Origin of the sequence: Salinibaculum rarum (genome assembly GCF_030505615.1) — an archaeon.
GTDB lineage: Archaea > Halobacteriota > Halobacteria > Halobacteriales > Haloarculaceae > Salinibaculum > Salinibaculum rarum.
Genome location: NZ_CP129994.1, coordinates 133,519 through 150,126, shown reverse-complemented (window position 1 = coordinate 150,126; position 16,608 = coordinate 133,519). Strand labels below are relative to the sequence as shown.

General features: G+C 53.5%; 17 protein-coding genes and 9 tRNA genes. 6 read left to right on the top strand and 20 right to left on the bottom strand.

The features are described from left to right. Positions 1-38: 38 nt before the first annotated feature. From QYL91_RS16215 to QYL91_RS16205, 3 genes are all read right to left on the bottom strand, one after another. A complete protein-coding gene (locus QYL91_RS16215; RefSeq protein ID WP_302083828.1) occupies positions 39-233 on the bottom strand; it encodes a cold-shock protein in 195 nt (64 codons plus the stop codon). A gap of 51 nt (positions 234-284) precedes the next feature. Further along, the gene (locus QYL91_RS16210) at positions 285-767 is read right to left on the bottom strand and encodes a hypothetical protein (RefSeq protein ID WP_302083826.1); all 483 of its coding nucleotides are present in this window, start codon (positions 765-767) and stop codon (positions 285-287) included. Positions 768-1,247: 480 nt separating this feature from the next. Further along, the gene (locus QYL91_RS16205) at positions 1,248-1,460 is read right to left on the bottom strand and encodes a hypothetical protein (protein ID WP_302083824.1); all 213 of its coding nucleotides are present in this window, start codon (positions 1,458-1,460) and stop codon (positions 1,248-1,250) included. 324 nt (positions 1,461-1,784) lie between these two features. Here QYL91_RS16205 and QYL91_RS16200 point away from each other — a divergent pair, with 324 nt between their 5' ends. Continuing rightward, on the top strand, positions 1,785-2,405 hold the full coding sequence (locus QYL91_RS16200) for a hypothetical protein (RefSeq protein ID WP_302083821.1): 621 nt from the start codon (positions 1,785-1,787) through the stop codon (positions 2,403-2,405). A gap of 110 nt (positions 2,406-2,515) precedes the next feature. Here the strand turns inward: QYL91_RS16200 and QYL91_RS16195 are convergent, their stop codons facing one another. Both QYL91_RS16195 and QYL91_RS16190 read right to left on the bottom strand, forming a co-directional pair. Further along, positions 2,516-3,517 carry a replication factor C small subunit gene (locus QYL91_RS16195; RefSeq protein ID WP_302083819.1) on the bottom strand — a complete coding sequence of 334 codons (1,002 nt, stop codon included), beginning with the start codon at positions 3,515-3,517 and terminating at the stop codon, positions 2,516-2,518. 103 nt (positions 3,518-3,620) lie between these two features. Beyond that, positions 3,621-4,652 (bottom strand): AAA family ATPase, encoded by a 1,032-nt coding sequence (locus QYL91_RS16190; RefSeq protein ID WP_302083817.1) that lies wholly within the window; start codon positions 4,650-4,652, stop codon positions 3,621-3,623. A 128-nt stretch (positions 4,653-4,780) separates the two neighbouring features. On the opposite strand from QYL91_RS16190, the gene radB reads away from it, so the two are divergent. The 3 genes from radB (at position 4,781) to QYL91_RS16175 (ending at position 8,639) form a co-directional block, all read left to right on the top strand. Further along, the gene (gene radB / locus QYL91_RS16185; protein WP_302083815.1) at positions 4,781-5,473 is read left to right on the top strand and encodes a DNA repair and recombination protein RadB; all 693 of its coding nucleotides are present in this window, start codon (positions 4,781-4,783) and stop codon (positions 5,471-5,473) included. 84 nt (positions 5,474-5,557) lie between these two features. Further along, positions 5,558-7,084 carry a replication factor C large subunit gene (locus QYL91_RS16180; RefSeq protein WP_302083812.1) on the top strand — a complete coding sequence of 509 codons (1,527 nt, stop codon included), beginning with the start codon at positions 5,558-5,560 and terminating at the stop codon, positions 7,082-7,084. Positions 7,085-7,277: 193 nt separating this feature from the next. Beyond that, positions 7,278-8,639, top strand: coding sequence for an RNA-guided endonuclease InsQ/TnpB family protein (locus QYL91_RS16175; protein WP_302083810.1), 1,362 nt, complete (start codon positions 7,278-7,280; stop codon positions 8,637-8,639). A 107-nt stretch (positions 8,640-8,746) separates the two neighbouring features. On the opposite strand, the gene QYL91_RS16170 is transcribed toward QYL91_RS16175, so the two are convergent. The 5 genes from QYL91_RS16170 to QYL91_RS16155 form a co-directional block, all read right to left on the bottom strand. After that, positions 8,747-9,280, bottom strand: a complete 534-nt coding sequence (locus QYL91_RS16170; RefSeq protein WP_302083808.1) for a hypothetical protein — start codon at positions 9,278-9,280, stop codon at positions 8,747-8,749. A gap of 939 nt (positions 9,281-10,219) precedes the next feature. Next, positions 10,220-10,636 carry a hypothetical protein gene (locus QYL91_RS16165; protein WP_302083806.1) on the bottom strand — a complete coding sequence of 139 codons (417 nt, stop codon included), beginning with the start codon at positions 10,634-10,636 and terminating at the stop codon, positions 10,220-10,222. A 71-nt stretch (positions 10,637-10,707) separates the two neighbouring features. After that, complete coding sequence (locus QYL91_RS18225; protein ID WP_369685647.1) at positions 10,708-10,875, bottom strand: DUF6757 family protein; 168 nt, start codon at positions 10,873-10,875, stop codon at positions 10,708-10,710. 104 nt (positions 10,876-10,979) lie between these two features. Then, on the bottom strand, positions 10,980-12,032 hold the full coding sequence (locus tag QYL91_RS16160) for a phytoene/squalene synthase family protein (protein ID WP_302083804.1): 1,053 nt from the start codon (positions 12,030-12,032) through the stop codon (positions 10,980-10,982). Positions 12,033-12,116: 84 nt separating this feature from the next. Continuing rightward, positions 12,117-12,194, bottom strand: a tRNA-Cys gene (locus QYL91_RS16155). Between the two features lie 646 nt (positions 12,195-12,840). Here QYL91_RS16155 and QYL91_RS16150 point away from each other — a divergent pair. Next, entirely contained in the window at positions 12,841-13,491 is a 651-nt protein-coding gene (locus QYL91_RS16150) for a hypothetical protein (RefSeq protein ID WP_302083801.1), read from the top strand. 73 nt (positions 13,492-13,564) lie between these two features. Here QYL91_RS16150 and QYL91_RS16145 read toward each other — a convergent pair. Beyond that, positions 13,565-13,641: transfer RNA gene (locus QYL91_RS16145), tRNA-Arg, on the bottom strand. Positions 13,642-13,722: 81 nt separating this feature from the next. Between QYL91_RS16145 and QYL91_RS16140 the strand changes: the two genes are divergently transcribed. Next, positions 13,723-14,193: a hypothetical protein gene (locus QYL91_RS16140; RefSeq protein WP_302083799.1), complete on the top strand. Its 471-nt coding sequence runs from the start codon at positions 13,723-13,725 to the stop codon at positions 14,191-14,193. A 10-nt stretch (positions 14,194-14,203) separates the two neighbouring features. Here QYL91_RS16140 and QYL91_RS16135 read toward each other — a convergent pair. The 9 genes from QYL91_RS16135 to QYL91_RS16095 form a co-directional block, all read right to left on the bottom strand. Beyond that, positions 14,204-14,274 (bottom strand) — tRNA-Ala (locus tag QYL91_RS16135). A 38-nt stretch (positions 14,275-14,312) separates the two neighbouring features. Continuing rightward, positions 14,313-14,669: a hypothetical protein gene (locus QYL91_RS16130; protein WP_302083797.1), complete on the bottom strand. Its 357-nt coding sequence runs from the start codon at positions 14,667-14,669 to the stop codon at positions 14,313-14,315. A gap of 81 nt (positions 14,670-14,750) precedes the next feature. Further along, positions 14,751-14,822: transfer RNA gene (locus tag QYL91_RS16125), tRNA-Asp, on the bottom strand. Positions 14,823-15,002: 180 nt separating this feature from the next. Next, positions 15,003-15,078, bottom strand: a tRNA-Glu gene (locus QYL91_RS16120). Positions 15,079-15,094: 16 nt separating this feature from the next. Then, a tRNA-Val gene (locus QYL91_RS16115) sits at positions 15,095-15,169 on the bottom strand. A gap of 5 nt (positions 15,170-15,174) precedes the next feature. Further along, a tRNA-Val gene (locus tag QYL91_RS16110) sits at positions 15,175-15,248 on the bottom strand. Between the two features lie 40 nt (positions 15,249-15,288). Beyond that, positions 15,289-15,363, bottom strand: a tRNA-Glu gene (locus QYL91_RS16105). A 30-nt stretch (positions 15,364-15,393) separates the two neighbouring features. Next, on the bottom strand, positions 15,394-15,798 hold the full coding sequence (locus QYL91_RS16100; protein WP_302083794.1) for a hypothetical protein: 405 nt from the start codon (positions 15,796-15,798) through the stop codon (positions 15,394-15,396). A gap of 327 nt (positions 15,799-16,125) precedes the next feature. Next, positions 16,126-16,199 (bottom strand) — tRNA-Gln (locus tag QYL91_RS16095). Between the last annotated feature and the right edge of the window lie 409 nt (positions 16,200-16,608).

Sequence of the window (16,608 nt, the reverse complement as noted above, 5' to 3'; positions counted from 1 at the left end):
CCTGGTGAACAACGAAACTCTCGGTTCAAAGCAGCGCGCTAGAGACGGTCGAGTTCTGTTACTCGAGGTCCTTTGTCTCCGTCTTCGTATTCGAAGTCAACTTCACGGCCTTCTTCGAGGTCAGGACCGCCAATGTCCGTCATGTGGAAGAATACGTCTTCGTCCACGTCTTCAGTCTCGATGAAGCCGTAACCGCCTTCTTCATCGAAATGAGTTACTTCGCCGTGTGCCATTACACGCCGATGTAGTGGCACGAATCATATAAAGTCTTGCTCCAATGCAGGTCAAAAGTGTTGGATGTATTCATCCGCATTTTCCCCATCACTCCAGGCAAACCCAATCTCATTGGCTACAGCGACTGTTGCTCGCACCAACCGCAAACCAACTATTACGCAGGCAACACCGCTCACCACAACACCAACAACTGGCGGTAACAACCACCAAGTGTGTGGTATCATCATCGTCACCACACTCACAACTATCCCCACACTCACAACGGTCATCAGAACACGCCTCCACGGGAACAACGCACTAACTGCACCCCCAATCACAAGTGCAGCAACCGCGTGTGGAAGAGGATACGCAATAACAGCAATCGCCACAGCAAGCCACAGACTCGGTAAAAACACGAACGAGAGAACCGTCACAGCACGAATGAGACGCCGGGTTTTCGGTCGGCGAACAAGCTCTTCCTGGACCTTCGTCTTGTTCTCTCGTAACACCATCTGCGCGGCTTTCATCTGGGAAACGAAATCGTGCGTCAACACAATCTGTCCTATTCGAGACACCCACAAAACAGTTCGCCCGGGGTAAACTACCCCACCCTACTTCGCTGCTTGTCCGCTTGCGCGGACTGCGCGGCTCGTTGAGGAAGGGGGCTCCGCGCTATCTTATGCTGAGTTTCATACGACACTCCCTCTTACAACTCACTGTATGCCAGGTAGCCGTCTCGTCACCAAACAGTTCCCTTCAACCCCTCTCGAATACGGGCTCTATGGAACGGGTCTCGGGGTTGTGATGGGGTGTCTGTGCATCGCTGCCGTCGTAACCATGTCGTTCCTCAATGACGTGCATCTCTACGGGGTCACACCGTGGCACATCCTCCATATTAACACCGGAGCTATCAATCCGAGCGCCTTCACCACGTCTACCATCATGCTTCCAGTAATCGGCGCATTCACAGTGAACAGCGTACTGCTTGGCGCTGCGACAGCTCTTCTCGGCCCACGATTTGACACCACCTCCAACTAAAACTCAACGTCCGAGTCCGTGGGATCATCTTCCATGTACGGTGCACTCTCCTCGAAATCTTCTTCAAACGGGTGGATGTCTTCGTCTTGGTCCGGTGCGAGTGTGTTGTCATCAAGGACACCGGCTGCGGTTTCATCCGATTCAAATTCAGTCACCGTAATCGCGCTACTCCCGCCATCGGTATCCCCACTCGAAGTGTCCGTTTGCACGCCAGTATCATCAGAGTCCGAGTCTGAAATTGTCAGTCCAACAATGACGAGAAACCCGATAACCGCCACTAATACAATCAGGTATAGGACAGTAACCAATCCCATGTTTCCTAAACATACTCACCATGTGAATATGAGAGTTTGCCCACGTCACACCTCGCCCGGCGTGAACGGCGGGATTCTCTCGCTGTTAGAAGATAGAGTACCAGAACGGGTCGCAGGGGAGAAAAGGAAGGGTGGTGTGTGGTCGCGCCTGCGGCCGGTTAACCAAGCCGGAGGGATGGGAACCTAGACCTTTATCATCACAAGTTCTGTGATGGGGGTATGAACAAAGAATACGACTGGTCCGGAATGCACACAACAGGAAAGAGCTATCTTTCGGGACTGGCTGAGTTGGTTGATGAAATACCTGCCAGTGTTGATCAAGAAGACCGGCTAGAAGAAGTCTTTTCCGAGGTGTCTGTACGCCATTTCCATCAGTACAAAGAAAATGATCAGTCAGTGTTCCACTTTGCTACAGATCAGTACGAATTAGAAGTGTATGTCTCTGGGAATGAACCGTATGAGGCTGAGTTCACACTTCATCCGTTCCTAAGAGATGGTCGATTGCTCTATCACGGCCCTTTGACGTCGGCTGCATTCGATCAAACATTCCTTTATGAATATCTTGCATACCTATTTAGAACGCGGAAGGAGGCTCTCAGAACAGTCGCCAAGGACACAAACCTCTCACCTAGAGAAGCTGAAGTATTCCTCCTACGTCAACAAGGGTACGACGATGAGACGATTACAACCTTCATGGATATCACACCATCAAATCTTACGACATTTACCAACCGAATTGCGGACCGGGTAACTGAAGCTGAAAAAGATAAAGAACAGGCTGACTCGACACTTCGATTGCTCCGGAACTCGTGGGTGTTAGAAACAAAAGAGAAGACGTAGTCGTACCCAATCGAAGAGAACTTCGTTTCGCTAACCCACCGTTCGAGCGCGAGCACATTCAGGAGCTGCGGACAGTCGAATTGCCCGGCGATACCAGCAGGTTGGCGCGGTTAATTAGTGTATTTAGCGAGGGATGCTAGGAATGCTTCAAGTTGGATGCGGTCGTCTGCTCCTTCACTGATTCGGTAGTCTGTCTCTCCGACGCGATCCATGATCTCGATGGCAGTGGCATCACCGACATTGAAATCCCAGACGAGACGGTGAATCTGACCGAGGATGTCACCACCACTCAGGCCTTTCTCACGGAGGAACACATCGAGTTGCGTGCGCGCAGCATCGAAATTGCCTGCGAGCGCTGTTTCGACCATCTCTTCGATTTCTTCCGGGCGTGCTGTCGAGGTGATACGATACACCGCGTCCTCGTCGACGGGGTCGGAAAGCGTTGCCGCGGCTTGAAGCGCGTTGATGGCGCGGCGCATGTCGCCGTCTGCTGCGTACACGAGCGCGTCGGCACCGCTTTCGGTGAGTGCCACATCCTCATTCTCAGCGATCTCGTTGAGGCGTCGGGCCACTACGTCGTCATTGATGGGCGTGAATCGGCACACAGAGCACCGCGACTGGATTGGGTCGATGATGTCCGACGAGTAGTTACAACTCAGGATGAACCGCACGTTGTTGGAGAATTGCTCCATTGTTCGGCGGAGCGCTGCCTGTGCCGAGCTCGTGAGGCTATCTGCTTCATCAAGGAAGATGATGCGGTAATCGACGTTTCCAAACGACGACCGTGCGAAGTCTTTGATGCGGTCACGGACCACGTCAATCCCGCGTTCGTCACTCGCGTTCAACTCAAGGAAGTGTTCGTCCCACTCGGCGCCATACAGCTCTTTGGCGATAGCACATGCTGAGGTAGTTTTGCCTATTCCGGCTTCACCGGCGAATAGGAGGTTCGGCAGATCGCCATCAGCCACGTTTCGCTGAATCCGGTCGATGATGTCGGGTTGCCCGACCACGTCGTCCAGGGTTTCTGGGCGGTATTTCTCCACCCAAATTGTGTCTCGCGTCGCGGTGCTGTCGTCAGTCGCATCGGTGTCAGGAGAGGTAGGTTCACTCATTGTGAATCACGCATGAAACTGCTGGTTCGAAGGTTGTGTTTCTCGCAAACTATCCTTAGGGCGCGACACACTTGACCCGTTGGGATTCTCGGTGGGTGTGTGATTACGCAGTAGCATGATGCACCTCAGTGAGGAAATTCACGATGTGGGTGCGATCACTGGTTCCGGCGTCTAGTTGCGCATCGATTTCACCGGCAACCTCAACCAAGTCCGTAGTGGCTTCCGGACCGTACTCATGACCGGTACGCACGCCGGTCAAGAGGAGTTTGAGGACTTCTCGTCCGGTGAGTTCCTCATCGATGAGTAGGTCGTCCACCGTTTTACGCGCGTCCTTGATATTCCCGGCCTTGGCGTCACCAAGCGCATCTTTAGCGTCTTCTTCGAGTCCGATTTCATCCACCTCATCAGCAACAACTTGCGGGGTGACTGGGTCGGCGGTTTGTGCTGCTAGCTGGAGTGTGAGAATCGCTTCTCGGAGGTCATGGTTCGCGTAGCTGGCAATGAACGGGAGTACGCTATCTTCCGTCGTCACGTCTTCCGCTGTCGTGATGGTTTCAAGCACGTCCGTGACTTCGTTTTTCGTCGGAGCACGCATCGGCAACGTGAAACACCGGCTTTTGATAGCCGGGATCGTGCCGGATGCACTCCGGGCAATGATGATGAATTGCGTCGTTTCATGGTGGCGTTCCATGACACGACGGAGTGCCTGCTGAAAGTCACGTCGCATCGACGTCGCATTATCCAGAACAACCGTCTTGAAGGTCCCGCCAACGGGTTGGTTCGCGGAGAGTTCTTTCACAACGTGGATCATCAGACCTGCTTTTGACGTGTTGCGTCGGCGCTTGGAGTCGATGAAGTGCGTGAATCGCGGGTCATTCGCTAACTCCTTTTTACTCATGTTGAAGAAGTCAGCAGCATTCACCCGAAGCACGTCGTTTTCCGAGTCATGCACTTCGTCCAAGAGCGCGTCAACGGCAGCCGTCTTCCCAGCTCCTTTCGGCCCGTGAATGAAGAGATTCAGGGGTGAGTCTGTTGCTTCCTGGAGATACGCCTGCACGTCGTCCTGTGGGATGTCTTCCAAGGACGGCGTGTGGGTGTCAATCCACAGCGGCGGTTCTAAGTCGGCGTCCACCATTTCTACCACAGTGTATGGGCCGGTGCGTAAAGAGGGTCGGGGATTCCAGGTATCCGGTGGCTGTGTTGTCGTGTCCGGTGCTGAAATCCGAGTGGTTTTCAGGAGCGCGTGTCTACGATATGGCGCGTATGAGTGACTCATTGAGTACTGGGTGTGACAGTCTTAATACTCTCCTGAATGGAGGCGTGGATCGTGGTGCTGTCACAGAGCTTTACGGGTCGCCCGGGACTGGGAAGACGAACATAGCGTTAAACACAACTGTGGAAACCGCAGCACATGGTGAAGATGTCGTGTATATCGACACGGAAGGAGTGTCCGATGCGCGCCTCACTACACTCATGGACGCACATCCCGTCGACGGTGACAGTATTGCCGAAAACATCTACCGGAAAGACGCGATGAATTTTGAAGAACAACGCAAGGCTGTCAAGGCTGTGGATGGCATCAGTGATAACCTCGGTCTTGTCGTTCTCGACAGTGCAACCGGATTTTACCGGCTGAAACGCACTCGTGATGAAAGTGAAGCAGAAACACTCCGCGAGCTCGCCGATCAAATCGTGTATTTGCTTGGGATTGCACGGCGAAGTGATGCCGCAGTCATCTTCACGAATCAAGTGTATGCTGACATCGAAGAAGACGCCTCTGGCGTGTCTCCTCTCGGTGGGAATACACTCAATCATTGGCCCAGTACGATTCTTTACATCGAAGACACAACCGGTGCCCGTCAGGTCCACCTCGAGAAACACCGCGCTAAGGAAACCGGGATGAGCAAAGCTTTCACCATCACTGACTCCGGGCTCCGGGGCACGCCAACTCCGTGATTCCCGTCCCGGATACAAGCGCTCTTTTTGTGGTACTGGGAATCCCGAATGTGTTTAGGGCGGTAGACCGTACTATGTGGCACGATGGATTGGACGCAGGAACACCGCCCGGAAAAACTCAGTGAGATCCGGGGGAACGACAAAGCGGTGAAGAAACTCCGTAAATGGGCCGACAAATGGCCGGACAACGGGCGCGCCGCGCTTCTCTACGGGAAGCCCGGCATTGGGAAAACCACCGCAGCACACGCCTTAGCGAACGAACACGGGTGGGAAACCATCGAGATGAACGCGAGTGAGACACGGACGAAAGACGTGGTCAGCAAAATCGCTGGCGGCGCTGCCGCGAATGGCACACTTACCCAAGGCACGACCGGTCGTCGTCTCGTCATCCTCGATGAAGCTGACAGCCTCCACGGGAATAGCGACCGTGGCGGGTCAAAAGCGATGACTGACGTTGTGAAAGACGCTGAACAGCCCGTGGTACTCATCGCTAACGACTTTTATGAGATGAGTAACGCGCTGCGAAACAAGTGCGAAGACATCGAATTCGACACGGGGAACATCAACCAAAGCGAGGTTGCACGATTCCTTCGAGAGATTTGCGAAGCAGAAGACGTCGAATACACACAGGATGCACTGAAGGCGATTGCGGGAAATAACACAGACGACATTCGTGGTGCGGTGAACGACTTGCAGGCCACTGCAAGCGGGCTGCAAGGCACACTCACTGAAGACGACGTACCGACCGGGAGTCGGGATAAGTCTGAAGACCTGTTCCCGTTCATGGATTCGCTATTCCAAGAAGCCGACCCAGAAGAAGCGCGGTCGCTCGCGTACAGCGTGGATGAAACGCCAGACGACCTCTTCGCGTGGATTGAAGACAACATCGTCAAAGAATACGATGCCAACGAACTATACCACGCATACGACCATCTCGCTCGCGCTGACCAATGGCTCGGGCGCGTCCGTGCAACGCAAAACTATGGTTACTGGAAATATGTGACCGACCAAATGACGAGCGGGGTTGCTGCGAGTCGGCGCGGGCGTCACAGCGGCTGGACACGATACGGCCCACCGTCCTACTGGCAGCAACTCGGTCGCACCAAGAGCACGCGTTCAACGCGCGATTCAATTGCACAACGCATCGCGGACACCAGTCACGTCTCAATGGGGACAGCACGACGTGACTTGATGCCGTACCTCGGTGCGCTCACCCACCACTGCAAACCGCGCGATCTCACAGTGTCCATGGCTGCAACGTACGACCTGACCGAGAAAGAAATCTCATTCATCACCGGGAGCGGCGAAGATACCAACAAGGTCGAATCAATCGTCGAGGATGCAGAAAAACTCGAGTCAGAGGCCGCGATAGAACATGGACGCGGCAGTAGCACCGCGCTGGACTCATTCGACAAGGGAACTGCTGATTCGGAGACTAACGATGGAGAAGGTGCGACCAGTGAATCACCAAGTAGCGCAGCAGCTGACAACAACGGGCAAGCAACGCTTGGTGACGTCGGCAGCGACACTGACAGTGAACCGCCCAACACTGCCAGTGACGACAATTCCGACGATGCGGCAGGCGAGCAGACTGGACTCGGTCAATTCTGACTGACAGCCGAACCCTCTCACCCATTTCGAGGCGGAGGCCCCGTCCTCAAGGAGCGCCGGGCTTCCGACTGGTCGGAAGCACAAGCGAGTAGGGCGGGGAGGAAGCCGACACACCACCAAAAACCACCACTTGTAGTCAGTCCTGACACCCCGAATCGCAGCCTTTACAATCCAGCTAGCCGACATAACGTATATGGTGGAAGTAAACCGGACGGTCGTAATTCCTCTTAATATTCCAGAGGAATCTAAATCTGATTTCCACCATACTATCCTGCCGTATGCCTACTGCCAGCAGGAAACCGTTGACCACTGCTGGCCCGACAACCCCAAACAACCAGACGACCTCGAAACCAGCAAACAAGCCGCCGAAAACGCCCTGTACGACCGCCTTCGAGATGACACCGACGAACAACTGAACGCCAACCTCGTTCAGAAAGCCATCAAAGACGCAACCTCAGCTATCTCCTCGTGCAAAACCAGTTGGGAAAATGGCGACCGTATCTCGAAACCCGACTTCTACGACCGTGACTCGGCCGGCTACACGATGACCTACGACAAGCGTGCGGCCACGTACAAGCGGTATGAAGCGTCGTTCTCCACGGTCAACGGACGAGTGGCCTGCCAGTACGAACTCCCGAGAGAGCTAGAGAGAACGCCTTACGCTGAGTACGTGTTGGATAGGCGGTGGTCGTTCGGCACATCGAAACTCGTCTTCGACGGTGAGCGGTTCTGGCTTCATGCCGTGATGAACCGGCAGTTTGAATCCAACTCAGTGTATGCACCAGAAACAGAAACGGGTTCAGACACGCATAACGAGGACACTGTTCGTGTTCTTGGCGTGGACCTCAACGTTGACGGTTCAACTACGGTCACTTCAACCGGGCAATTCTACGGGAACGCCGACGCTTTGAACGCGTACCGCGAGGACCAAGAACAGTTGCGTGGTGAGCTACAACAGACGGGGACTCGGAGTGCCCATCTCCGGTTTCAACAGCGGCGTGGGGTTGAGTGGCGGTATTACGACCAGTATGCCCACCACGTCGCCAACTCGATCAAACAAGAAGCACTCAGAGTCCGGGCTACACACGTTGCATTCGAGAATTTAACGCGGATTCGGAAGCGTATCTCGAATCTGCCGAAATTCCAGCAGTGGCTCTTCGAGAAAGTCCGCAAATACACCGAGTACAAACTGGAACGATACGGTGTGACCGTGGATACGGTGAAGCCAGATTACACGAGTCAGGCGTGTAGCCACACGGATTGCGACTCTGTCGAGGAAGACAATCGTGACGGGAAACACTTCGAGTGTGTCGAGTGTGGCTACACGGTTAATTCGGATTATAATGCGGCGAAGAACATCGGGTTCCGGTATCTGAACGATGAAGTGTCCAACCCGGCGAGCCACACGTGTTCGTCCGGGCAGGCCGCAAGTCAACTGGCCTTAATGTCGGGGGCACTCTCACCAGACGGCGATTTTGCCGAGACTGAGTGGGTGTCCACCGACAAGCCCCACCCTCAACAAGCGAGTGGCAGTTCATCTGCCCGAGCGCAGTAGGGTGGGGTAGTTGACTAAGAGTCAAAAACTGTTTTGAGAGATTGCCACGAGGCAACTACTAGGAGTTGCCACGAACCAACATCGCATGAGGGGAAGGTCGTGTGATGTTACGCGGACTGGACAGCGTCGAACACGGTCGCTGCGGCTAAAACCAGTTCCTGTGTGACCGATGCATCAGCATCAATCGTTATCTCGTGGGTAACCGTCAGTTTCTCCGCGGTTGCAGTGATAGCTCCGATCACTCCATCTTGCACATCAACAATCGCGTACTCGTGGCGTTTGAGTTTCCCGAGCTGGCTGACTGTCGTGACCGCGTTCACAACCGAGTCCTCACATTTGAACGAGACGATGACGGTTCCTGTTGTTGGATCTCGAACTTCCCATCGGCCACCAAGCACCCCACCCGTATTAACTAGCGCTGCGATTTCATCGCCCGTCGCAGTGTCAATGACGAGGAACGACACACCGTCATCAACAGGCGTGCGTTCCACGCGGAACACTTCCTGATCGTCGTGTTTGAATTTGAGCTCCCCGTCAGTGAATTCAGCCAAGTCAGCCGAAAGAATTTCTTCACCATCACGCTCAACGTGGTAGTCGTCGCCGCGCAAGTCTCGGATTGTGCGATACGTGCCTGTTCCCAAATGGAACCGTTGGATGAGTGTGTTTGAGTGTGAAGTGGGCATCCAGCATATCTTTCGGGAGCGTCGCAGGTAAAGATGTGCCCGAAATACTGTGATTCACCTGCAAGGAAAGTGAGTGTTATCGGGTGGTGACAGTCGTGACGCGGGTTGCATCGTGATCGTGAGACGCGGTCGTCTCTAACGTGAGATCACGGTCAGCCGCAGCTTCGTAAACGTAGTAATTCCCTTGGTAGGCGTCACACTCCACACAACAATTCCCGTACACAACTGTGCGTTGTACTTCACTGAACACTTCCTGAATGTTGCCTTCCGTGAGTGTTTTGAGCTGTTCTCCGACCGGTTCCCACGCGCCACCATGCTTCCCACCAACGCCAACCGGGTACAGCACTGGAGTTTCAGACCCGCACTCGTGGCATTCATACGTGAACTGCCACACAGGAACCTCTTCAGGAACGCCGCGCCACTCAAGTCCGCAAGATTCGCACAGTGTTTTCATCCACCCGGTGTCTGACTGTTTCCGAGTACCTTGTGTAGCTCCACACCGCTCGCACATCTGCTCAGAGAGTCGTTGCGCCATCCAAGTTGCCGCTGTGATGCGATCCGGTGACCGATTTACGTAGATGCGGAGTGCACCGAATTTCTCTTTGATTTGCGTCGCGTGTATTGTCTCACGGTCACCCCGCGTGTTGAACTGCTTTTTAGCGATTGTAGCAACTGCTTCAATAAGCGGGAACCAACCGTCATCGCAAGCAATTTCATGTGCTATCGCGGGGTCCATCCCATCAGCAACCGTTTCATCTGTGGCGCGATAGTGGAAAAATGTCGGATATGAATCCGTCAGATATGCTTCTAACTCTTGATTCATATCACCACATACTCACAGAACACACAAGAAAATGCTGGATGGAGAAATCGGTGCCCCGGTCCAAATCAGACCGGTCAACTCAGGACTTTGTAGGCGTCATTTCCAGACTCGTAGATACGGCCTTGCTCGACCAGCGACGTGATTATTTCTTCAACTTCTTCTCGTGGCGCACCATATGTTTCGCTGAGATGGCTCACCACTTGATCAGGAGTAACACCACTCCCGGGCGCGTCCTCGGCTAGGAGATCGAAACTGTCACAGACCTTCTGTAGTTTCACCCCTCTTGTGAAGTCAAACCACGTCGTCGAATCTTCTCCTTGCGCTTCGAGTTCTGCGCGACGGGTGTCGATTTTTTCCTCTAATTCGGTGATGCGCTCATCAAGTGCAGCGCGTTCTGATTGTAACTCCGCAAGTTCAGCTTCATACTCGTGGAGTGCTTGACGAATCACAGTAGTAGGACTCTCAGCAGTCTCTTCAGTGCGTGACGACATATGAAATACAAATCACGACATCGCCTTAGTCGTTCGGCATCGTAGAAGAAACCACGCCACTTCGAAATCGATCAAGTCTTTGTTTCGTATGCGTCGACGTACTGTTGGAGTTCACTGAGTGAATCCGCCTCTTCAAATCCTTCTAACTGTTCTTGAAGATGCTCTTCGCATAACCCGACTCGAATTCGGTTCTTTTCAATGGAGACGTCAGCATTACTGTCGCAGTAGTGGCATTGCATCAGTATCATGACTGTACACGACACACCGCCGTGAATGTAACGGATTCTGAGAACAAATCTGGAAGAAGGCACGCCCCCTGCGAAGCAACGCCACGCGCCGCCTTTCAATCCGCTTTGTGGAGTGGTTGAGTCTCTATGAGTTCTCTGAGTTCGCGGAGTGACACTGTCTCATCGGCATGGAATCGCGCCAACAGCGTGAACACTTCTTTTTGGTCAACCTTGACATCACCAGTCCGGACGACATCTTCTGGTCGGGTCTTCAATTCGCGCATTGTCGCTACTGCAAGGAGGTATGGGACTGCTACTGCCGATACCGTCGTGCCTTGCACACCAGCAGGTAATGCTGTGAGCCATTGCTCTGCATCTGAAACATACTGCTCAGCACGCGCAACAATTGTCTCGATTGCTGGGGCAACCGTTTCACCGGCGTCCGGATCAGAAAGATCACTCAACGCGACATCATGCTGACACAGAACCTCTGCCGGGATGAACACGTTATTCTCTTCACGATAGTCATCACGGACATCTTTAGCAACGTTGACGAGTTGAAGGAGCAAAGCAAACGAGCGCGCATTTTCAGACAAGGTAGCGTATTGCTCGTCAGAAATCGCTGGCGCAAGTAAATTCGTGACGAGTGACCCCACGGTCCCAGCGACATACCAACAGTAGTCTTCAAGCTCAGTCATTGTTTGAATCCGAAGTCCGCCCTCAGATGCATACCGCGATACAAACATCGCCATCCCGTCAATCATTTCGAGCACTGGTTCACGCATCGCTTCCTGAACCCTTGGCTCAAGAACACGGAATGTCTCAACGACTCGTGGCGTGTGTTGAACAACTTCCCAGTCACTGCTAGGATCGTCTGGAATCCACTCGTCAACAGTAGTGCAGAAGTCTGTTGGTGTTGTTTCGTCTTCTACCTCGAGAACCGCATGGTATTCTGTGAGGAGGTCATGTTTTTGTTCAGGCGGGATGTGTGTTGCATCTTCGATCGTGTCTGCAACCCGGCAGAGAAGATATCCAACACAAATATACCGAGACATCGGTTCGTGAAGCTCGGAAATCGTCAAAGCAAACGTTCGAGAAACATCTTGAACAGCGTCATAGCACCAATCAAGATCAGAGTGGCTCACTGACCCAGAGTCTGTCATTGTCATTCGACAACTACACTTTCGGAATGGTTTAGTAAAAGCCTAAGCCAGCCCAACCGCTTGAAAGGTATTGGAGTTATCCGTGAGGGAAGGTCAGGGCCGGATTTGAACCGGCGGAAAACCCGATCTGCAATCGGGCACGTTTAACCGAAACTCTGTCACCTGACCACGCACCACATCTGACGAAATTTCACACCGCAACACACAAAACCCATGAAAGGAACAAGAAACCATGAAATCGGGAACTGCGTTCTATGTGAGTAGTGCACTCAGTTTCATCAGCGGAATACTCGCCACGCTCACCGGGTATCTCACTTTTTGGAGTGCATCTGTTTTCTTGTTCGGGACAATTCTCAATTACTATTTCGCCGACCGGTTCAACAATAAAGCGAATTAGTCAAAGTATGATTATCTCAAGTATGACCACTCACGCAGAACTCTGCGCTAAGCAAGAGTGACTGCTGGGCATGAGTGAACGGGAGGGTAGATAGGAGACGGACTGCACAGGCTTCAGCGTCCCTCGCCGCGAACGAGGAGCGTTACCCGACCAAGAGAAACGCCCCTACGGCACGCTCAACCGCGTGCAACTAACTTGTAATGGAACAACACATAAAAAAGTAAGATACGAATCCCAATGAGTGAGAACACCCCACAGTGCAACACAGAAATGCGGCCACCAGGATTCGAACCCGCGTTGCGGGCGTGGCATGCCCGCGGGATAGTTACGGATTACTTGCAGATTACCGATGGGTGTTAGCGAAGTTCGAGTATGGTATTCGGAGGCATAAAGTAGGGAGGCAGACAAGTAATTACTATGCAGGATGATGAGCCTAATGCAACACCAGATTCAGACCGTGTTGTAGAATTGTACGAATTGGTTTGTGAGAATCCAACAGCAGCACGTGACTCGATTGACGAAATTGCGATTGCGTTACTAAGTTCAGAGGGAGACACACAACGCATCGCAGCAAAAGCAGTTCGAGAAATATCACAATCTGAACCTGCCGTTCTTGATGATATTTTTAACCCGATTGTAAGCGCATTAGAATCCGGTTCGAATATACGAGAAATCACCGCTGAAGCGTTAGCCCGTAGTAGAGATTCCCTGCCCGACGATTACTACTATCACAACTACGGTCGTCTCTGTGACATACTTGAAAAATCAGACTCTCTTGATACCCGTGCATGGATTCTCCTCTCACTGACTCCAGTCGTCGGGTACGGGAAGGAGTACACTGAACGGCCACTTCTCGTTGTTGACGACCTTCTTGATGCGAGCCGTTGGCTACCTGAAATCGCTGCTCTCGTGTATCTGCGTGAAGTTGCGGCCTACTACCCTGAAGAAGTCAAACCGTACTCAGAGACGATTAATGAACTCAAAGACGGTGCATCCCAATCAATTGAGGAAGCATGTGATGGTGTGTTGGACACCCTAAGTAAATCTCTGAGCAAATCGTCTTCATGAACAGAGTTACGGATACCGGGTAAATTACTGAGGACTGATCACCAGACCACCTCAACCACGCGCAGACTGCGAACACCCCTGCGAGGATTTGAAACCCCGGTCACTTCCGGTTAGAGGCCGGATGCTTCGAATCCACTAAGCTACAGGGACACCAACATACCGCTCTCAGCAGTCCAAGAGTAACACGCCGAATACCCGGTTTTTAGTACGGTGAACCGCGTTTCTACTAGTATGACTGAGGCTGGCGCCGCGCGAGAACTGAACCTCCCGAACATTCACTCGCAAATCGAGAACAAACAGGACGTCCGCGATCGCGTGCTCACAGACGAGAACGAGAATCTAAAGGCTGCCGTCATTAACGCTGAACACGGGAATGTATGGTACGTTGAGCGAGTGGAAGGACGCGACGGACATGCATATCGAGCCTTATTACTGAAGCCAAACTTTGTCACGAAACCGTCGATGAACCCGCAAGACCACGCTCGCGGTGAATTTATGAGTGAAACGTTACAGACATGCCAAGCCTTCGTGTTTGACATCCCGACCGATGCAGTCGAAACGATCACGTCAACTGGCGGGTTGCAACGCCAGCTCGCTGAGCAATACCGGTATGGCATCCAACAGACACTCGTCGAGAAACGACGTGTGCACAGTAACCAACAGGTATTGAGCCTCTATCAGGAGAAGTTTACCGCGGCGTGACCGCAGCAAATGGACCCGCCCGGGGTCGAACCGGGGGCCCCGCCTTGCAAAGGCGGTGCTCTGCCGCTGAGCTACGGGCCCACAAACAAATCCTAGCGTTCTCAGCGTATCCAAAACTGTTACTTGCCGGGGAGTGTGATCATGTCAACGCTCAAGTAGTCATTGTTGACGTCGCATGCTGCTTCTACGGCAGCGTCAGCAACCGTCTCAAGCGCGCCAGTTGCAACGAGTTCATCGTCTTGCCCACGGTGCGTGAGTCGCGTAGCTTCCCACTCCTCTTCGTTGGGCGGGTGATGTACGATGATTGTCTTGGTGATCGACGTGTGAGATTTGCTGAATTCGCCGGAGAGCATGAAATGACGTGTTCCCTCAGCAGTTGTTTCCGACTGTTCAACGCGCCAATTCTCCGGGAGAGAATTCACAGCTGGAAACGCCTGTTCGTCACTTTCCCGGGGTTGGTGAGTGCTTTCTGGCACACCTCTATCGATGTGTTTCCCGGCCTTAACTAGCAGGGATTCCGGGTACTACCAAGGAATCCGGGGGGATTCGCCCGGAAACGCCTCGCCCGCGAATTGAACGCGGATCTCCAGCGTGACAGGCTGGCATCGTCGCCATTGGACCAACGAGGCACACAGATGGGCGGCGCACTACTCGGGGTTCGCACGCCCGCGAGACCGGACTCAAACCTTAACCCAGGGTTATGCCGAGTCTTTCGGCTCCTGTCAGTCTCGCACGATGGCCCATCTTTCGGGTTGGAACCATACCCGCCCTTCCTCGCGGTTCGTTGCATACACCGCGTTATCAGGGGATGCTCCTCCCCGGATTTGAACCGAGGTCTCAAGGCTCGAAAGGCCTGAAGGATTGGCCGAACTACCCCAGAGGAGCACACAGCATTCCTTGATGGGTGTGCGAGGAATCGAACCTCGGTATTCGCCCATGTCAAGGGCGCATCACAACCAGACTAGACCACACACCCGCAGATTGGCGCGCCCGGATTCGAACCGGGGACAACCCCGATGTGAGCGGGGCATTCTACCAAGCTGAACTACGCGCCAACAAACATTCACCGTTCTTTCACGCGATTTCCAAGATTATTACTCCCGCCGCGATTTGAACGCGGGGTGCGACCTCGAGAGGGTCGTGTGTTTGACCAAGCTACACTACGGGAGCACTACGTGCGAACACCGAGAAAACAGAGCATTATTCGTTGGCCTCTTCGTGATCTTGAGCGCGCTTAATCCCAAGATCGAACCCGACCGTTGTTCCGCCGTACAGTAGGAACGCACCAATCCAAAACAGCGCTCGCGCCGGAGCGGCATCCTTCATAACAGCCCACATGAGGAACCCACCCATCATGGCAAAGACACCGAAATGCCGCAGTTTCAACGGTTCCTCTCGTGAGGGAAACGAAAAATCAGGGTCAGCATCAACCGGTTTGTCATCCTCAGCTGCATTCTGTACGCGTTCAATCCCATCTCGGATACCAATCCCATATGCGATAACCGAAAATCCGATGATGAAACCCAAGTCGCGCACATACACCGTAGTGATACCACTACCCCAAAGAACTCCAGAGACAAACAGCACACCAATACCGGCCATCATGTAAGATGCCGACACCCATCCTCGGAAAGCAGAGAGTAATCTCACCATGCGTTATGGGAACCTACCCGCGGTCGAAGTAAATACGTAAGCCCCGTTGGCCGGGCCACGTCTACCCCACGACGGACACAATACATCAAGCATCATCTCGGATTCCCCGAAGATGGAACCCCCAGAGCGCGACAGATCACACGCACTATGTGATGGGGGAGCCGCGATTTGAACCTGCGGTCTCACGGGTCATGAGCCCGGTGGAGACTCCAAACTCTCCTATCCCGCTTCAAAGAGTTATTTGGTGTTGAGGCTCCTCAAATACCGTAACACCGCTGATACTCCCCGAGGGATTCGAACCCATCGTCTCCGCCCCCAAAAGGCGGCATGATTGGCCACTACACCAGGGGAGTGCACAGTATCACTGCGGGCAGTGTTTCCCCGAGTACGCTGCGGTCGTGAAGAATGAACCCCGTTCTGTTTCCCACCGCTGCGTTACCAGCAGTGGTAGCTGACATTCGGCTAAGCACCATTCCAGGCTTGCACCGGGACCGTACCATTTCATCGCTCCCACTCGGTCATTGCTCGCGTGGTTACCGCAGCACGACTTTGAGAGCGCGCGACGTCCGGCCGCGGCCTCCGCGTCGTGCCTCCGCACGGATGTCATCGCTGTCGAGTGGACGTGTTGTTTCTGCCTCACCGCAAGTGGGTGAGGCCGCCAGTTTGGCGTTGGTAGAGGGATTCGCTTGCACGATCCGCCCTTTCGACGGATCCCATATGTCCAACTGTGGGGGTGCGGGGATTTTCCTCCGGGCCGTCACT